The organism is Aquitalea sp. ASV11 (assembly GCF_016429185.1).
In the GTDB taxonomy this organism is placed as follows: domain Bacteria; phylum Pseudomonadota; class Gammaproteobacteria; order Burkholderiales; family Chromobacteriaceae; genus Aquitalea; species Aquitalea pelogenes.
Genome location: NZ_JAELUD010000020.1, coordinates 40,863 through 59,502 on the forward strand (window position 1 = coordinate 40,863; position 18,640 = coordinate 59,502).

General features: G+C 48.3%; 12 protein-coding genes. 2 read left to right on the top strand and 10 right to left on the bottom strand.

Annotated elements, in window-relative coordinates:
• Positions 1-154 precede the first annotated feature (154 nt).
• Positions 155-499 carry a YgiW/YdeI family stress tolerance OB fold protein gene (locus tag JHD62_RS08920; RefSeq protein WP_199102589.1) on the top strand — a complete coding sequence of 115 codons (345 nt, stop codon included), beginning with the start codon at positions 155-157 and terminating at the stop codon, positions 497-499.
• 69 nt (positions 500-568) lie between these two features.
• Here the strand turns inward: JHD62_RS08920 and JHD62_RS08925 are convergent, their stop codons facing one another.
• The 10 genes from JHD62_RS08925 to JHD62_RS08970 all read right to left on the bottom strand — a co-directional run bounded on the left by JHD62_RS08925 (position 569) and on the right by JHD62_RS08970 (position 18,334).
• On the bottom strand, positions 569-1,930 hold the full coding sequence (locus JHD62_RS08925; protein WP_199102590.1) for a TolC family protein: 1,362 nt from the start codon (positions 1,928-1,930) through the stop codon (positions 569-571).
• 58 nt (positions 1,931-1,988) lie between these two features.
• The gene (locus JHD62_RS08930) at positions 1,989-3,332 is read right to left on the bottom strand and encodes an HlyD family type I secretion periplasmic adaptor subunit (RefSeq protein ID WP_199102591.1); all 1,344 of its coding nucleotides are present in this window, start codon (positions 3,330-3,332) and stop codon (positions 1,989-1,991) included.
• Positions 3,329-5,530 carry a type I secretion system permease/ATPase gene (locus JHD62_RS08935; RefSeq protein WP_199102592.1) on the bottom strand — a complete coding sequence of 734 codons (2,202 nt, stop codon included), beginning with the start codon at positions 5,528-5,530 and terminating at the stop codon, positions 3,329-3,331. Before JHD62_RS08935 ends, JHD62_RS08930 begins: the two co-directional genes overlap by 4 nt.
• Before the next feature lie 119 nt (positions 5,531-5,649).
• Complete coding sequence (locus JHD62_RS08940; protein ID WP_199102593.1) at positions 5,650-9,045, bottom strand: calcium-binding protein; 3,396 nt, start codon at positions 9,043-9,045, stop codon at positions 5,650-5,652.
• A 664-nt stretch (positions 9,046-9,709) separates the two neighbouring features.
• Entirely contained in the window at positions 9,710-13,498 is a 3,789-nt protein-coding gene (locus tag JHD62_RS08945; RefSeq protein WP_199102594.1) for a calcium-binding protein, read from the bottom strand.
• A gap of 23 nt (positions 13,499-13,521) precedes the next feature.
• Positions 13,522-14,010, bottom strand: coding sequence for a hypothetical protein (locus JHD62_RS08950; protein WP_199102595.1), 489 nt, complete (start codon positions 14,008-14,010; stop codon positions 13,522-13,524).
• Between the two features lie 281 nt (positions 14,011-14,291).
• Entirely contained in the window at positions 14,292-15,227 is a 936-nt protein-coding gene (locus tag JHD62_RS08955; RefSeq protein WP_199102596.1) for a hypothetical protein, read from the bottom strand.
• A gap of 764 nt (positions 15,228-15,991) precedes the next feature.
• Entirely contained in the window at positions 15,992-16,720 is a 729-nt protein-coding gene (locus JHD62_RS08960; protein ID WP_199102597.1) for a DUF5625 family protein, read from the bottom strand.
• A 523-nt stretch (positions 16,721-17,243) separates the two neighbouring features.
• Positions 17,244-17,624 carry a hypothetical protein gene (locus JHD62_RS08965; RefSeq protein ID WP_199102598.1) on the bottom strand — a complete coding sequence of 127 codons (381 nt, stop codon included), beginning with the start codon at positions 17,622-17,624 and terminating at the stop codon, positions 17,244-17,246.
• Between the two features lie 197 nt (positions 17,625-17,821).
• Positions 17,822-18,334 carry a hypothetical protein gene (locus tag JHD62_RS08970; RefSeq protein WP_199102599.1) on the bottom strand — a complete coding sequence of 171 codons (513 nt, stop codon included), beginning with the start codon at positions 18,332-18,334 and terminating at the stop codon, positions 17,822-17,824.
• Between the two features lie 99 nt (positions 18,335-18,433).
• On the opposite strand from JHD62_RS08970, the gene JHD62_RS08975 reads away from it, so the two are divergent.
• A partial coding sequence (locus tag JHD62_RS08975) for a hypothetical protein (RefSeq protein ID WP_199102600.1) occupies positions 18,434-18,640 on the top strand: 207 nt, incomplete at its 3' end.

The following is an 18,640-nucleotide window of genomic DNA, read 5'->3' on the forward strand; positions in this document are numbered from 1 at the left end:
AACCGCCCCTCGGGGGCGGTTTTTTTATGGATGATCAGATTGCGGGGGAGGGGTGCTGATCTAAAGGCCAGGTAAGCTAATGACTGCTTTAAGCATGGCTTAAGCTCATCAGACTTAAATGGTGAAGCACTTTCCATCCACACAAGGACACATCATGAAAAAAGTTCTCGCCATGCTGAGTATCGCTGCCATCCTGCCGCTTGCTGCTCATGCTGAATTTGTTGGTGAAGGCAGCACCCCGGCCCTGACTACCGTTGCCAAGGCCTTGCAGGCCGCTGACGACAGCCGTGTCATGCTGGAGGGCAATATCATCCGCCAGATCGATCACAAGCATTATGAGTTCAAAGATGCCAGTGGTACGGCAAAAGTGGAAATTGACAGCAAGTATCTGCCGGCTGAAAAATTTACCGCGCAAAGCAAAATCCGTTTGCAAGGCAAAGTAGACAAGGAATTTTCCGGTAGCAAGATTGATGTCAAGCAAGTGGAAATACTCAAATAGCATTAACTTCCCAAGAAGATGAAAAAACCGGACGCTCGTCCGGTTTTTCATGTGGTCATGATCTTTCAGTTATTCCACATCATGCAGCCGTAATTTCCCCGCATCAGCCAACAAACGTAGCTGTGCCGAACGCCATTCGGCCAATGTGCGTACCCGTTCCTGTCGTGCATCGGCCAGACCGGCCTGCGCATTGAGAATTTCCTGCGTGTCAGCCAGCCCTATTGCATATTTCCGCTGTATGGCCTGCATGGTTTCCTCTGCAATGCGCAGCAGTCTTCCCGAGGCCTCCAGGGTGAGCAAGGAGGCCGTGGCTTCGCTGTAAGTTTGACTGATGTCATGCAGTACCTGATTCCGGGTTTCCTGCCATTGCGCTTCTTTCTGGGCGATCTGTGCCAGTGCTCCTTGTTGCTTGTAGTGTCGGCCAAAGCCTTCAAACAGCGGGATGCTCAATGTCAGGCCAGTGACCGTTTCGCGGGACTGCCTGGCGCTCAGTTCCTGATTGGGCCGTCCATTCAGGTAGCGGCTATGGCTGAAGTCCAGTACAGGGAGGCCATCTGCCCGTGTGGCCTTGTATTGCTCTTTCGCGGCTTGCCACTGCGCATACGCCGCCACAATGGCCGGATGTTGTTCACTGGCAAGTGCCTGCCAGGCACTCAGGTCTTTCTGGATCACGTTATAACGACGGACATCGGCAGCCTGTATGCGTGGTAAGCGCATCACTCCTTGTGGAAAGCCCAGTTTCAAGGCGAGTGCCAGGCTTGTCTTGTCGGCATTGGCTGTGGCGCGAGCCAGTTCCAGCTCTGCCTTGGCCAGGGCCGTTGCCGCTTGCAAGCTATCTGTATGAGCAGCCAGGCCTTGCGCTTCGCGACGCTTGGTCATGGTCAGGATCTCTTGCGCAATATTCTTGCCTTCTGCGCGGGCATCACGTTCGGCTTGGGCGGATTGGGCGGAAAAGTACAAGGCAATCACATCCCGCATGATTTTCTGGATGATGGCATCCCGGCTGGCAAGGGCTGCGCTCAGCATATGGTCAGCCGCCTGCAGCCTGGCTTCCCTGCCACCAAAATCCAGCAGTCGCCAGGTCAGGCTGGCATAACGGCTATCGGTGCTAATGCTGGTATCCATCTGGCGACTGGTGGCTGGGTAACGGGATTGCTGCTGCTGACGGCTGATACCTGCGCTGATGTTTGGCAAGTAGGCAGCACGTGCTTCTCCGCGTTGTGCACTGTATTGGCGGATGGAGGCCCATGCATCCTGCGATTGCGGATTAAAACACAGTGCCATATCCAGTGCCGTGGCCAGGCTGATGATTGTTGCGGTGTTGTCCTGCGCGAGCTGGCAAGGCGGGCCATTTTCACCGACAGTTTCCAGCAGGGGCGGGCTGGCCAATAACGGGTCTGACAGCCAGCTTGGCCTGCTGATTTCAGCCAAGGCAGACGCCATCGGTAATACAAGGCAACAGAGTGTAAGTAGCGGATAAGCCCGAGTGTTAGCGTTCACGCAAGGACTCCTGCTGGTGGCGAAGCAGGGGGGACAGCAGATATTCAATCACGCGGCGGTTGCCGGTTTTGATATCCACGTTGACCGCCATGCCGGGAGTGAGGGCCTGTTTTCTGTCGTCAACAGTCAGGCTGTCCCGGTCCAGCGTGATCTTGCTGGCATAGAGCAGTCCGCGCTTTTCATCCTGGATGGCATCGTGGGAAACATGACTGACCTGGGCTGGAATGGTGCCGTACTTGGTGTATTCAAAAGCGTCAATCTTGACGGCAGCTGTCTGGCCGACATGTATGAAACCGATGTCCTTGTTTTCAATAAATGCCTCAACTTCTACCGCTGATTGCTGTGGAACAATCTGCATCAAGGGCTGCGCCGCAGGAACGACTCCCCCCACCGTGTGTACGGTGAGTTGCTGCACGGTCCCATCAACCGGGGCGGTCAATTTCAGTAACTGGCTACGCGTACCCGCCCTGCGGGCATCCTGTCCGGAGGCAATCACGATCTTGTTGCCTTCGGTGATGGCATCGAATGCTTCCTTGCGGGTTTGGGCAATCAAGGCGGTACGCTGATTGCGTGCATCCGCCAGCTGCCCTGCCAGATCAATCCGTGCCTGCTCCTTTTCCAGCCAGGCATGGCGTGACACCGTGTTGTCCTGTGCCAGGATCCTGTAGTCCCGTTCGCGCTGTGTCGCCAACGGTAGTGCGGCGGCAAAGCGGGCGATATCACTATCCAGGCGTTGAAGCTTGGCCCGGAAGTCCTGATATTGACTGTCCAGCTGTTGCTTGGCCGCGCGCCATTGCTGCTGGGGAATATCACTGGTATCCGGCAGGCGTGGCGGACGGTGCTGGTCCACCGCTTCGATCAGGGCTTGCGAACGGGCCACTTGCAAGCGCGCCTGCAGCAAGGCATCCGCGGCTTTGTCATACTCGGCGTCACTGCTGCTTGCATCCAGTTCAACCAGCACCTCGCCAGCCCGTACGGTTTGTCCTTCCTTCACATGCAGTGCCTTGACACTGGCCACATCGACCGAGGCAATGGTTTTGATGCGTGCCGATGGAATGATCTTGCCCGTGGCGGTGACGATGATGTCGATGCGGCCAAAGCAGGCCCACAGGATAGCCACCAGCAGCAAACTCATCAGCACTCGGGCACTCAGTCGCAAAGTGGCCGAGTCGGGTGCTTCCCGTAATGCCAGACCAGCGGGTAGGAACTCGGCTTCCTGTTTATTGAAAAAATCGGTTTTCAGCGTATCGCGGATACGCCAGAAATGCCGGAAAACCGAAACATAACGGCACAGCAGATCGAACCCGGCCTGTAGCCGGTGCCGCAAGCTCATATCTGCTCCCGGGTATCAAGCTTGCCATGTACGCCCGGGCTGACTGCCGCCTGTCCTTGCAGGGTTTGCAAATGGCGATAAATGCCATTGGGCTGTTGCATCAGTTGGGCGTGACTGCCCGATTCGGCAATCTGCCCCTTTTCCATCACGATGATCCGGTTTGCATCCCGCACTGCCGACAAGCGATGCGCAATAATCAATACGGTGCGACCGGCAGCAATCCGCCGCATATTGTCCTGGATGATTTTTTCTGACTCGTAATCCAGTGCACTGGTAGCTTCATCAAAAATCAGAATGCGTGGATCAAGTAATAATGCCCGTGCAATGGCAATCCGCTGCCGCTGGCCACCAGACAAGCCGGCACCCTGCTCGCCAACCAGCGTGTCATAGGCTTCGGGTAGTTCACAGATAAAGTCGTGCGCACCAGCCAGCTTGGCCACCTGAATGATTTTCTCAATCGGAGCAGCGGGGTCGGTCAGCGCAATATTGTCGCGAATTGAACGGGAAAATAAGGTGTTTTCTTGTAAAACCACCCCGATTTGCTGACGCAAGGAGGCGGTGTCTACAATAGCAATATCCTGGCCATCCACGGTTACCCGACCCCGGTCCGGTACATACAGACGCTGTACCAGTTTGCTCAAAGTACTTTTGCCAGAACCGGAGCGACCGACAATACCAATCACCTCGCCCGGCCTGATTTCCAGCGATACGCCACGCAGTACATCGCTGGCATCCGGACGATAGCGGAAGGACACCTGATCAAAACCAATGGCACCGGCAATACGTGGAATACGGGTTTTATGGCCCTCCACTTCGGTATGGGTATTCAGAATATCGCCTAGCCGCTGCATTGAAATGCCCACCTGCTGGAAGTCATTCCATAATTGCGCCAGTCGCAGAATGGGGGCGGATACCTGGCCGGCCAGCATATTGAATGCCACCAGTTCGCCCACCGTCATTTTGCTGTCCAACACTTGCAAGGCACCCAACCACATGATTCCGGCGGTTACCAGCTTGCTGACTAGGCCGACACCACCACTGGCCACCAGTCCCACATTGGTAGTGGACAGTCCGGCGGCTACATAAGCTGCCAGCTGCTTGTCCCACTTTTGCCGCCAACGCGGCTCTACCGCCATCGATTTGATGGTGTCTATACCGGTGAGGGTTTCCACCAGAAATGATTGGTTCTCAGCGCTTTTATTGAACTTGTCATTCAGCTTGGCACGCAGGATGGGGGTAAAAATAAACGACAGCAGCAGATAGACCGGTATGGATGCCAATACAATCATGGTTAACGGGACGCTGTACCACAGCATCACCAGTAAAAACACAACAGAAAACACCGTATCCAGTACCAGAGTCATGGCATTGCCGGTGAGGAAAGAACGGATATTTTCCAGTTCCCGAATACGTGCCACAGAATCTCCGGCGCGCCGAGCCTGAAAGTACGCCACCGGCAATGACAGCAAATGGTCAAATAGCCGTGCACCCAGCTCCACATCAATCTTGCTGCTGGTATTCGCAAATACCGCAGTCCGGATTCCGCTAAGAAGCGCATCAAACAGTGTGGCCGCGATCAGGCCGATGGCTATCACGTTCAGTGTGGTCATTGCATGGTTCACCAGCACCTTGTCCATCACCACCTGAAAGAACAAGGGTGTGATCAGGCCAATCAGCTGTAGCGCCAGTGAAATAAGCAAAACCTCACCCAATGACTTGCGATACTTCACCACTGCGGGAATAAACCAGGTGAAATCAAATTTCGCCATGGCCCCGGCAAAGCTGGCGCGGCTGGTAAACAGAATCAATTCTCCGTTCCAACGCGACAATAAGTCCGGCAAGCTCATTACCTGGGGAGGCTGGCCGGGTTGTTGAATCAGCACCCGCCAGGGCTCATGGGTGGTATCCACCTTACCCATGATAAAAAAACCGCCATCCCGCCATATTCCAATCGCAGGCAAGGGCGCACGTTCCAGCCGCGCCATGTCTTGTTGAATACATTTGGCAGTCAGCCCCAGCTTGCGTGCGGCCAGCAACAGGGTTTGTACTGAAAACGGCGTACTGCCGAATTGGTGGTTCAACTGCGCAGCATCCGCTGCTATGCCGTGTAATTGGGCCATCAGAATCAAACTGTGCAGGCCGCTGTCGAGCTGGCTGGTGTGGGTAGACTCAGATTGCGTGGAAGAGGGTGTAGACATGGAAGAAAAACCATAACAAACAGGGTAACGATGGTGCTGAATGACCATCCAGGATGAGCGCAATACAGGTGGCAAGTGTGGCTTGCCACCTGACTGTTCAACAAAGTGATTTGGCTGGATTAATGACTAACCGCCAGCAACACCTGGCCATTGCTCTGCTGACCATTAACCCAACTGGTTTGCGTAGCTGCTGGCGGTGCAAACGCACTCATGGCCTGCACAAATTGGGCGACGTCACTGTTATACAGTGTGCGGCCATCGGCGGTTTGAATCCGCTCGATCTGGTTATCCGTGCCGCTGCTGCCCGGGGTATACCAGTCCTTGATGGTCAGCCTGTCCGTACTGCCCAGCACCTGGATTTGCAGGTCCATGCCTTGTTTGGCAAACCACAAATCAGTCTGATTGATGCCATTCAGCTGCAAGGTATCGGTATTGCCCACCGTGGCATCCTGATCGATGATCAGGTCCTGACCATCGCCACGGTTAAATACATAGCGGTCGTTACCGGCCTGGCCAATCAGCGTGTCATTGCCTTTGCCGCCGGTCAGCACATTATCGCCACGGTTGCCGATAATCTGGTTATCCAGCGCATTGCCGGTGGCGTTGATGTTCTCTTCCCATAGCTTGATGGGTTCGATGGTGTAAATGGCGTAAGCGTTGGAGACATTCGCATCCCGGCGGAAATCAGCCAGCGGGATATAACGGGTCATGTCGCTCACCAGCCCGCGGCCCGAGTCGGCAATATAAAAGCCGTTGATATCTCCGTTGCTGGGATTGCAAGCCACGCCCGTCACAGTTACCACATGGTTGGTACTGCCATCATCCAGATAGGCAGCATCGTTCCACAGTTTTCCACTATTGACTGCGAGAATGACGCCACGTCCACCCATGATCAGGTTAGCAATGGCCTGTTCGTTATAGCCTGCGATGATGCCATTGCGAATACCATAGCTATCCAGCAAGGCTTGCTGGTCGCGGTAATTTGTTCCACCGCGCTGATAGTCTGTTTTGCTTGGATCGGTTATGCACCATTTATTATCAATTGCTCGCTGTGTGACTTCTGCTTCGGTAAGTGTCCGATTCGCTTGAGCAGCAATATTGACTACGCAGGCCATCGCGCAAGTGCCTTTATATCCAGGTATCGCATCTCCCTGGGTATAATCCAGTTCATGGGCTCTGGGGTAACCATAAACCAGCATGCTAGTGCCATTTATATTTACTTTGGCTGGTTTTGAAAAATCAAGCAGGGTAAGATTCTCGATATTGTCTCCGAGAGAATAGCTAACAGTGCTATTGATGGAGTCAATTCCTTCATTTTTGAATTCAATAATCTTATCTGCTGTATTATCGACGTAGTAAGTATCATTTCCCTGACCGCCTATCAGCATATCTGCGCCAGTGCCACCATCTATTATATTATCTTGGCTATTGCCAATGATAAGATTGTCTAGGCTGTTTCCAGTTCCATTTATTGAATAACCTTCTACCAGGCGAAGTGACTCTATATGTGAGTTCAATGTGTAGTCAATACTACTTACTACGGTATCATATCCCTCGTTGGCCGATTCAAATACACTGTCTCCTTCATAGTTGACAATATATGTATCATCGCCTTTTCCACCTATCATTGCATCGGCACCAGTACCGCCATCAATATAATCCTTTCCTGCACCACCAATAATTGTATCGTTGCCGGCTCCGCCATACAGAAAGTTATTATCACGCGCGCCTGAGGGCAAGGGTGCTTCATTATTCGCGATGCCTCCAACAATGAAGTCATCACCATCTCCGCCATAAATCACATCATCACCAGCACCACCAAACAGCCGGTCATTACCGGCTTCCCCATATAGCATATCGTCGCCATCGCCACCTTGTAACTCGTCATTACCGTTTCCCCCCCACATTCGGTCATTACCTGAGCCACCCAGCATGATGTCATCACCATCACCACCATAAATCAGATCATTTCCGGCCTCTCCCAATAGATAATCATTGCCGGTTTCTCCATATAAAGTGTCATCGCCATCCCCGCCTTGCAATTTATCGTCACCGGTTCCCCCCCACATCTGGTCGTTACCCGATCCACCAAACATCAGGTCATCTTCACTACCTCCAGCCATGACATCATTACCATCATCACCATACAATTCGTCCTTACCAGCACCACCCCACAGCCGATCATCACCAGCGCCACCAGACAGATAATCGTCACCGGTTCCTCCATCCAGAATGTCATTTCCCAAGCCACCCCGCAAAGTATCGTTTCCTGCGCCACCAAACAGGATATCGTTGTCACTTTCGTCGGGATCAAGTTTTTGTTTGGCATCATCCGATGTGGTGAAGCCTTGCAGGACATCATCGCCATCTCCGCCAATCAAAATGTCATTTCCAACACCACCGACTAAATAATCATTCCCCATACCGCCATCGAGAGTGTCGTTGCCATTTTCGCCGTAAAGAAAATCATTGCCCAAGCCACCAATCAGAATATCATCACCATTTCTTCCGTATAGCCAATCGTTCCCAATGCCACCGTCTAGTATGTCATTGCCGGAGCCACCATCAATGGCATCGTCACCTTCCTCTCCATATATATGGTCATCGCCAGCATAACCAAAAAGAATGTCATCTCCTGTTCCACCCCAGAGATAGTCATCTGAGCTAGAACCACCCATAGTGTCATTACCGGGGCCGGCATAGAAGTTTCTTATCAGATTCAGATCGAAGAGAGTGCCATTGAAGTCGGCATAGTAATTGACATTGAATACATCATTTTCATCGGTGCCGATCAGATTTTTTTGGTCGCTGGATATTTTAATTTGATCTGCTTCCCAAATAAACCATCCACTATTTGTTGTGAACTTGTTGTCCGTGCTGCGTAGATATGCATAATTGCTTAATTTGGCAGATGGTGTTACGGGTGGAGTTGCAGTATTGAGTGGAGCGGCAGGTAAAGTATTGCTTTGGGTGAGGTAATTGGCATTGCCTTGCGTATAGAATTGGTAATCACTGGCGCGAATGGATGATAAACCGATGTTGTATAATATTTGTGAGATGCTATTTAATTCTATATTTTTTACTGCATTGCCATCGGCATTCAGGTCGGTCCATGCGGTTAGTCCAACCAATTCAGGACCGCTAAGCTTTCCATCCTTATTGCTATCCTTGGCAGCCAGTTGAGCAGCAGATATCGCTTGACCATTATTGTCTAGTATTTGAAAAGTCTTGGTAGATAAGTTGGTATTGGCTGTTGCAGTGCTTTGCGGTTTGACTGGTATTCCGGTTGGTAAAAGGCCGATTTGAGTTGTTGGCTTTTGAATGACTTTGTTGGTGTTGACCAGGTTTTGTGTTGAAGCCAAGGTGTATGCTAACCACGTTGCTTCAGGGATAAGCTTTTTTTGGTATAAATTCCGTACTTGCTGATCAAGATTGAATATATCGGCATCATTTTGCGTGAAAATTTCTGATGCGCCGAATTTGTTGCCGATTACCGCTGTTGTGGTATTGCCCATGGATTACCTCCAGTCATTATGCTAAAGGGATTGTCAATTTTTAAATTATGCAAACATACTTGCAGCAATTTCATTTAACAAGTAAGAGAAAAGTTTTGATTATAAATAAGTGATTCTGGCGGAAATATGTCTGGAAAGGACAGGTGGGGAGTTCGTGCAGATGAGGGGTGTGCTGGAGATTTGGTGGTATTGTCAATACTGACCTATAGTTCAGTTATAAAATTCTTGACGAAAAACGAGTTTTTTGTTTAGTGATGAGATTAATGGATGTGAATATTCTACTGAGTAGAGTCTCTGTTTTTGTTCTTTTTATATTAATGATGCCATATTCAGTATTCAAAAAATCCAGCCTGGGCATGACATGAAATTCGATTATTACAGTGCCGATTCCAATTTTTCATCTCAATGGTTTTGGCTGTTTGTTGTACAGTCATGATGGTAAGTATTTTGGTCGGGTGATCAATAAGATGTCATCAACACTAGCACGATAGTGCGCTACTGATTTGATTGGGGTTCTTGGAATCAAGACTTGAGAAAAGTAAGAATGGGGTCAAAACCATAAACAGCAGCTTGCGATGATGTGGAATCACCATCTGAGATCTGTGCCATGCAGGTGACAAGCTAAGCTTGCCACCTGACTGCTTAACAAGATGATTTGGCAGGATTAATGATTGACCGCCAGCAACACCTGGCCATTGCTCTGCTGACCATTAACCCAACTGGTTTGCGTAGCTGCTGGCGGTGCAAACGCACTCATGGCCTGCACAAATTGGGCGACGTCACTGTTATACAGTGTGCGGCCATCGGCGGTTTGAATCCGCTCGATCTGGTTATCCGTGCCGCTGCTGCCCGGGGTATACCAGTCCTTGATGGTCAGCCTGTCCGTACTGCCCAGCACCTGGATTTGCAGGTCCATACCTTGTTTGGCAAACCACAAATCAGTCTGATTGATGCCATTCAGCTGCAAGGTATCGGTATTGCCCACCGTGGCATCCTGATCGATGATCAGGTCCTGACCATCGCCACGGTTAAATACATAGCGGTCGTTACCGGCCTGGCCAATCAGCGTGTCATTGCCTTTGCCGCCGGTCAGCACATTATCGCCACGGTTGCCGATAATCTGGTTATCCAGCGCATTGCCGGTGGCGTTGATGTTCTCTTCCCATAGCTTGATGGGTTCGATGGTGTAAATGGCGTAAGCGTTGGAGACATTCGCATCCCGGCGGAAATCAGCCAGCGGGATATAACGGGTCATGTCGCTCACCAGCCCGCGGCCCGAGTCGGCAATATAAAAGCCATTGATTTCGCCACTCTTGGCATCGCAGGCCACGCCAGTGACTGTCACCACATGATTCGTGTTGCCATCGCCCAAATGATCCGCATCGTCCCACAGCTGGCCACTGTTCACTGCAATGATCACCCCGCGCCCACCCTTGATCAGGTTGGCAATGGCTTGCTCGTTATAGCCGGCGATCATGCCATTACGAATGCCGTAGCTATCCAGCAAGGCTTGCTGGTCGAGGTAATTTGTTCCGCCGCGCTGGTAGTCGGCTTTGACCGGGTCGGTGACACACCATTGATTGTCTATCGCTCGCTGCACCACCTGGCCTTCGGTCAGGGCAATATTGGCCTGGATGGCGAGGTTGGCAATGCTGGTCAGCGCGCAAGTACCTCGGAAACCGGGAACAGCATTGCCCTGCATATAATCCAGCTCGTTGGCCTTGGGATAGCCATACACCAGAATATCCACACCGTTGGCCAGGCCCTTTTCCGGCTTGGCAAAGTCCAGCAGGGTAAGGTTCTCGACATGCTCACCCAAGGCGTAGCTGATACTGGCGTAGACCGTATCCACTCCCTCGCCAGCCAGTTCAATCACCTTATCACCGGCATTGTCGACATAATAAATATCATTGCCCAACCCACCTATCATGGTATCGGCCCCGGTGACACCATCCAGGATATTATTCTGGCTGTTCCCAATAATCAGGTTGTCCAGGCTATTGCCGGTGCCATTGATGGTATAGCCTTCGAGTAAGCGCAATTCTTCGATATTGGCATTCAGAATATAATTGACACTACTAACGACGGTATCGTAGCCCTCATCCAGCTGTTCCAGCACCACATCATTCACGCTGTTAACGATATAGGTATCGTTGCCCTTGCCACCTTCCATGCCGTCAGCACCGGCACCACCATCAATATAATCATTGCCGATGCCGCCAATAATGGTGTCGTTCCCGGCACCGCCATACAGGAAATTATTGTCACGGGCACCAGCAGGCAAGGGCGTTTCATTATCTGCCATGCCCCCGACAATCAAATCATCACCATCGCCACCATAAATCACGTCATCGCCCGCGCCACCAAACAGCCGGTCGTTACCGGCTTCGCCATACAGCCAGTCATCTCCCTCATCCCCTTGCAACTCATCGTTGCCGGTACCGCCCCACAACTGGTCATGACCCAGCCCACCTATCACCACATCATTACCCGCCCCGCCATACATCACATCATTATCGGTTTCACCAGTTGCCAATGTTTGTTTGCTATCGTCAGCAGCGGTAAAACCCTGCATGAAATCATCACCATCCCCACCCCACATGCGGTCATCACCTACGCCGCCAAACATATTGTCAGCCCCACTGCCACCGTCCATGACATCGTTGCCAGCGCCGCCATCCATATCATCGTCACCACTGCCACCGTCCAGATAATCCTGGCCAAAAACGCCTAGCAGGATGTCATTACCCGCCCCACCAAACAACACATCATCATCGCTTTCACCAGGGTCCAGGGTTTGCTTGCTGTCATTACCAGCGGTGAAGCCCACGATGAAGTCATTGCCATCGCCGCCAATCAGGATGTCATTCCCGACCCCGCCAAACAGCTTGTCATTGCCGCTCCCTCCATCCAGTAAGTCATTGCCGGCATTAGCATCCAGCGCGTCATCGCCTTCTTCACCATAGAGGCGGTCATCCCCGGCATAGCCCAACAACACATCATGACCGGTACCGCCCCATAAGTTATCGTTGCGATCCGACCCGCCCATCAGGTCGTTGCCACCACCGGCATAAAAATTCTGGATCAAACCCAAATTGAAATACGTGCCATTGTATTCGGCATAATAATTGATATCGAAACTGTCATTCCCTTCGGTACCAATCAAATTACGTTGGTCACTGGAAATCTTGACTTGATGCGAGGCCCAATAAATCAATCCATAAGAAGCTACCCAGAAGCGATTATCGGTATTGCGCAGGGTGGAGTAATTGCTGCCCAATGCAGCTGGCGGGGTTTTTCGATCAGTGATGACAGCCGTACTTTGCGCCACGGTTTGGGCCTGCGCCTGACTTGCCGTATAAAAGCCCACATCACTGGCACGGATGGCCTGCAAACCAAGCCCACTCAGCGCACTGGCCAGGGTGATGTTTTCACCGGTCTGCGCCACCCCATCCTCATTGCCATCCTGCCAGGCAGTCAGCCCATCCAACTCGGCCCCGCTCAACTTGCCGTCTTTATTACTATCGCGTGCCAGCAATTGCGCTGCCGATATCGCCTTGCCATTGCTATCCAGCACGCGGAAGGTTTGCTTGGCAATGGAAGCAGCGTTATCGGTGGTAATGGCTTTGCTTTCGTAGAAAGCGCCGATGGGGTCGTAACCAAAATAGTAATAAGGTGTGTAAATGGCTGGATTGAGACAGACTAATTGCGAGGTGGAAAAATTAGTGTAATCATTCCAGGTGGCATTGGAAACTAGGCCAAGATTAAAGAAATCACGCATCTGCCGATCTGCGCTCAGCAAATCGAAAAGAGAATTTCCGGTGGAGATGTATTGGTCAGGCGTATCATATAAATTTTTGAAAGTATAAAATAATTGATCAGCCTTTCCGTCCTGATTACTATCAAGTTCAATTAGTGATGTTGAACTTGAAATTGATTTTGCTTTACTAGATGAATTTATTTGATCGAATTTATTGAGTAAACGGTTGTAAGACCCATCGCTAAGAGGGTTGTCTGTGCAGTCTGTGCAGTTGTATGGTTTTGATAGACCATGTTGCAGTAAAAATCTATCAGTAATGGCTGCGGCCATTTGTTCGATATTCATTTTATTGAAATCGTCATTGATAGAGTAATTGTAAACATTTTTATCGTAACTGAAACCATTGCCAATCCAATTGCCAATGCCACTTAAAATAGTAACTTTCCCTTGTACTTGCCACTGCCAAATATGGGCAACCTCATGAACTAACCATCCTTTAAAGCTCATGTCACCTGCTGTGGTGTAGTCATTTTTGTAGTATTCGTCTGGAAATGAAATGGTATTAAATGTAGTGACGGCAGCGTCTCCTGGTAATAGTCTGGTATTGATGACTATTTTGGAGTAATCAATCGAGTTTCCATATACTTCTTTAAGCATGGATATTTCATTGTTGGTGAGTTTTCGTTCGCTCATGATTAATCTCCAGTTTCCATTTGTTAATTATTTATGTTTTTGATGCTGCCATTTTGGTAAATAAATTCTCCTTTGATGTTGGTTGGGTATTTTTCCCCGTTTTTATAGAAAATAACAAATCCTAGTATTTGATATCTACCGTTGGTGATTTTTTTTGCTGGGATGTATGGGTCTATTAATTCTGTTTTTTTTCCGTATTGTATTGGAAAGTAATTTCCATGTATTACTTGTTCTGCTGGTTGGCGCCCCCATGCAGCCCAAAATCCTTCGCTATCATTATTGGTGGTTGTTTTACTAATTGAAATGCTAGTGAGTTCTGCGTAATCATATGTGCCTTTATTTTTTATGTCTATATATAAATTTCCAGTTTTATCTGTGTATGCGATGGATGAAACCCAGTTTCCACACTGAATCACAGAGCAGGGGTGGCATCCTGATAGTACTGCTGAAATTATCAGAATCGCCAAGTATATATATTTACGGCAATATAAATTGTGTGTCATTGTTTTCAATTATTTATCTAGCGATTAACTGTTAAGTTAAAGCTGTGATTGTGTTTGTGTAAATAGTCTATCAGGCCAGTGTTTTTATATTTTCTGATGGTGTGGCAGAGGTTTGAATTTAAATGTCAAAGCGGCTTTGTGTGAATTTTAGTCTGATAGTTGAATCGGATGTTATTCATACTTTCAAAGTGTGTTGGGAGTTGTCTTGATAAGCAGCATTTGACAGGGTACTGAGGGCGGCGTCACGGTTCAGGGTGCTGGTCATGGTTTATCTCCGGTCTGGACAAGGGCTACTGGGGGAAAGAAGGGGGCTGGCTGGGCTGGGTTTTTTGCAAGGCTTTGAGCGCTTTTTCACCCTGCTCTCGATAAAATGCGCGACTGCGCTGCTCGCTGGCAGCCATTGCTTGTTTAACCCGTTGCTGCCAGTTGTCAGGCAAAATGACGCGATGTTTTAGTTGTGGGGAGTTAGGTACTTCAGATCTATTTAAAACTTCCGTGGTGAGCCATAATTCCCCAGGTGCTTGGTAGCAAGAAGTACTCAAGGTAATCATACTGATTTGATTAAATATATTTTTGTCATAAGATATTATTCCGATCCATCCAGAGCTACCGCTTTTATCCCAATACATCCACCCCAACTCTTTGCCAGTTTGGGGGTCGGTCAGTGGTACCCGAACTCCAGCTCCCGGTAATGTGCTGCGTGGACGAATTAGCCGGTTCCCTGCACTAGCCAAAAATTCCGATGAAGTTTGACTTAGATCCAGCTCTACTGGCGGCATCCTTGGGTCCCAGGGCAGTGGATTACGCTGCTGATCGAAATACACATCCAGCACACAGCGTACTTCGTCTTCACGGCAAGCTTGGCGGTCGCCCCCCCAGCCGCAGGTGGCGTAACTGGGCATCACGCGAAAGGCGACGGCATCGGCACCTCGCAACGCTTTCGATTCCCATTGCACCGGCATTTGAAAGCGCTGGGCAAAAGCCGGGGTATAGACGTAGATATTGGGGTCTCGATCCATCACTCCACGGTGTCGAATAATGCGTGCTTCATAAGAAAATTTTGCTGCGGGTGGCTCGCTTTCAAGCATGGGTAGCGCTTCCAGCGCAACAGCGGACGCACTTAGTGCAGATAAAAACAATGCCAAGCGGAGCGGAAAATAGCGCGATGACAGTAATAATTTTTTTAGCATATAAACAATATCCGCATGAATGAAGTGAATGAACAACGTGAGTAATATTGGACAGGTAGGAGTGCGATTTTTTATTCCTGCATGGCTGCAATCACTAATAATCGTTCAATACCTGCTTGTGATTTTTACTGCATGCAGGTTTGCGATTCGTGATTTTTATAAAACAAGATTGTTTTTTGTGATGCTTGGGCTAAATGGGTTTGCACAAATTAGTGTGCCTGCACTGTTTGTGTAAATTGACCAAAGGGTCAGTATGTTTATGCGTTGATGTATTCTTTGTTGAATATTCGTAAAAGTGAGTGAGATTTTTCTAAAATCAATGAGTGAATCTGGCGCAGTGTGAGTGCGTGGGAGGGCAAATATTCATGCCATATCGAGCTTTATGGGCAATGCAATGTGTAATCATAGAGGTTAATGTTTTTTGGAGCTCATTTATGCGAGACTAGCTCGTCATATCAAATAAAATGCATTAATTTTTTGAATGAGATTTAATTCTAATAAATTCTGAAATGTCAGAATTATATAAAAAGTGTGCTGAGTATGGCATCACGATTCAGGGTGCTGGTCATGGTTTATCTCCGGTCTGTACAAGGGCTACTGGGGGAAAACAGATGAAAGGCGAGGTGGGTCCAGTGAGCGTTAGGGAATGACATGGTACTTTAAGGAAAGAAAACTATTTCAAGATACGTGTTTTATCCTTACATATAGAAATGGTCTGTATGGATGATTCGCACTTTGTACACAATCGTTTAATCAGCTCGCCCCCCATTAGCAACAGGTACGGCTAAATAGGGACATAATCATTCTCCAAAGTTACTTCTTGGTGGTATAAAGCGTGGGTCAAACGCAATGCCTAAAAGTATTTTTTTGCCAAAAAACAATGGAGAGTCTTGTATTGTCTTAACGGTTACTTCGTAAGTGGTATGAGGTACTAGTATTTGGCCAGTGAAATTTCTGGTAAATTTACCATTGCCGCCAGAGCTAAAACCAATCGAATTACAATCTCTCTGAAAAATAACTGTTCTTTCATCGTTTGCTATTGAGCATAATTCAATATGCAGTGGAATTATTCCCTGCTTCTTTTGTGGCAGATAGGAGTACTTGTTTTTTATGCCTTTGAATTGTGCAATTCGTGCTGCTATTACTGCATGCCGATATTTATCATCGGCTTTGTTTAATTCTTCCATTTTTTCGGCTTGAGAAATAAATTGCGTCTTTTCCATGAAGTCATCATCAGTAATTATTACTGGATGATCTGTGCCTAGGCTGGAAGTTAAAAACAAAGCTTCGTCATCATCCAGTAATTGATACAATTCTTCTGCCTCCTCTCCCCCGTTGTGTAAAAAATTGAGGGAGAAGTTATAATCCTGCCGTAGCCGAACGCGGAACCTTTTGGTTAACGTGACATTTTTATGGCTGGCATCAAATGGGAAAAAGCACGGGGTATAGACAATATTGTTGTCTGCGTTATAGCATTTCATGGTAAATGGGGTGGCTCCTAGTAACATGAGGAAATTTCTTCGTTTCATCAGTAGCCTCATTATTGATTAAGTCATTTTTGAGATAAATCATGCCATTTCACCATGGTAGGCCTTGTTATTTGAATGACGGCATGTAAGCAATTTCATGTAAGTAGGTGTTGTATTGAGTGAAATTATTTACCCATATTAATTTTCCTGAAGTGGATAGGTAAATAGGCTGTTTAGACAGTATGACAGCAGGCTCCTTCGCCTTTTGGTCTGGAAGCGGCTAGGTAGTCGCTGAGAAATTAGGAAGGTATGGGGTGGAAAACGGATGAATGGCGAGGTGAGCTAGGTGAGCGTCAGGGAATGACATGGCACCTTTTAGTTGTGGCTGTGACAGTTTCACCTTTCCATGATGCATCTGCCTTGATGTTGAATAAATTGTTTGATCCTGGTATTACGTTTGCCCCCCAGCCAGTTTACTGCGCTATCTATGCAAGCATAGTCTCAAAAGATAGCCCAGTTTTTTCGGACATTCTTTTGGCTGCATCATATATTGAGGCAATGAAATCGGTTTGTTTGCTCATTTTTAATTCTCCAGGTCGATTATTGATACTTTTCCATTTGCATCTACATCAAATAAATTCCAAAAAATAACGCGGTTTATTTTATCGATTGAGACAGGGATTCTCAAAGTGCACTCATCTTTTTGAACAAAAGAGATTGTTTTATATACGATCACATAAGGAGTTGATTCTGGCATTTTGTTAGATCTGGTAATAAATTCTTTGCTTTTGTAGAGTAAATTCGTGCCAATTTCTTTTATACTATCTTCTTCGCTGGATAGTATATATTTACATTCGATTGGTAGGAGTGTTCCTGCAAATAGCGTTGGGGGGTTTGTGCTTGAAAAGAAAGTGATGATTATTAAAAAACTGCGCATGAATTTTATGGATTTGTACTTTTTCATTAAGTTTCTCCATCAATATGCGAGTTGTTTGAGGTTTTCTGCATGCAACTTAGTAGATGTATAGTATCGGTTTAATTTTTGTGTTAATTTGTATATCTATGATCTTGGCTGTCCATATCGCCATCATGTTAGAAAACACCATGTATGTATGGAAGGGCTTAGCTAGTATGATGAAATTAATGTTAGAAATTGTATTTTCATTCTCCAAAATGACTATCGGATGGGATGAAGCGTGGGTCAAAGTCAATACCGAAAAGTATTTTTCTACCAAAAAATAGCGGGGAATCTTGAATTGTTTTAATGGTTACTTCATAAGTGGTATGGGGTGCTAATAGTTCGCTGGTAAAGTTTTTGGTAAATTTGCCATTGCCGCCAGAATCGAAGCCAATCGAATTGCAATCTCTCTGAAAAATAACAATTCTTTCATAGTTTGCTATTGAACATAATTCAATATGCAGTGGAATCAAGCTCTGCTTCTTTTGCGGCAAATAGGAGTACTTGTTTTCTATACCTTTTAATTGTGCAATTCGTGCTGCTATTACTGCTTGACGATATATGTCATCGGCTTTGCTCCACTCTTCCATTTTTTCGGCTTGAGAACCAAATTGCCTCTTTTCCATAAAATCACGACTAATTATTTTTATTGGAGAGTTTGTACCCAGGCTGGAAGTTAAAAATAAAGCTTCGTCATCATCCAGTAATTGATACAACTCTTCTGCCTCTTTTCCTCCGTTGTGTAAGAAATTGAGTGAAAAATCATAATGCCGCCTTAGCCGCACGCGGAACCCTTTGGTTAACGTGACATTTTTATGGCTGGCATCAAATGGGAAAAAGCACGGGGTGTAGACCTGTCTCTTATACACATCTCCGAGCCCACGAGACGAACGCAAAAAGGGGGGGGGGGGGGGGGGGGGGGGGGGGGGGGGGGGGGGGGGGGGGGGGGGGGGGGGGGGGGGGGGGGGGGGGGGGGGGGGGGGGGGGGGGGGGGGGGGGGGGGGGGGGGGGGGGGGGGGGGG

Coding starts and splice junctions, on each gene's coding strand:
- JHD62_RS08920 (WP_199102589.1), top strand. CDS start 155: ATGAAAAAAGTTCTCGCCATGCTGAGTATCGCTGCCATCCTGCCGCTT.
- JHD62_RS08930 (WP_199102591.1), bottom strand. CDS start 3,332: ATGAGCTTGCGGCACCGGCTACAGGCCGGGTTCGATCTGCTGTGCCGT.
- JHD62_RS08935 (WP_199102592.1), bottom strand. CDS start 5,530: ATGTCTACACCCTCTTCCACGCAATCTGAGTCTACCCACACCAGCCAG.
- JHD62_RS08940 (WP_199102593.1), bottom strand. CDS start 9,045: ATGGGCAATACCACAACAGCGGTAATCGGCAACAAATTCGGCGCATCA.
- JHD62_RS08945 (WP_199102594.1), bottom strand. CDS start 13,498: ATGAGCGAACGAAAACTCACCAACAATGAAATATCCATGCTTAAAGAA.
- JHD62_RS08960 (WP_199102597.1), bottom strand. CDS start 16,720: ATGAAACGAAGAAATTTCCTCATGTTACTAGGAGCCACCCCATTTACC.
- JHD62_RS08965 (WP_199102598.1), bottom strand. CDS start 17,624: ATGAAAAAGTACAAATCCATAAAATTCATGCGCAGTTTTTTAATAATC.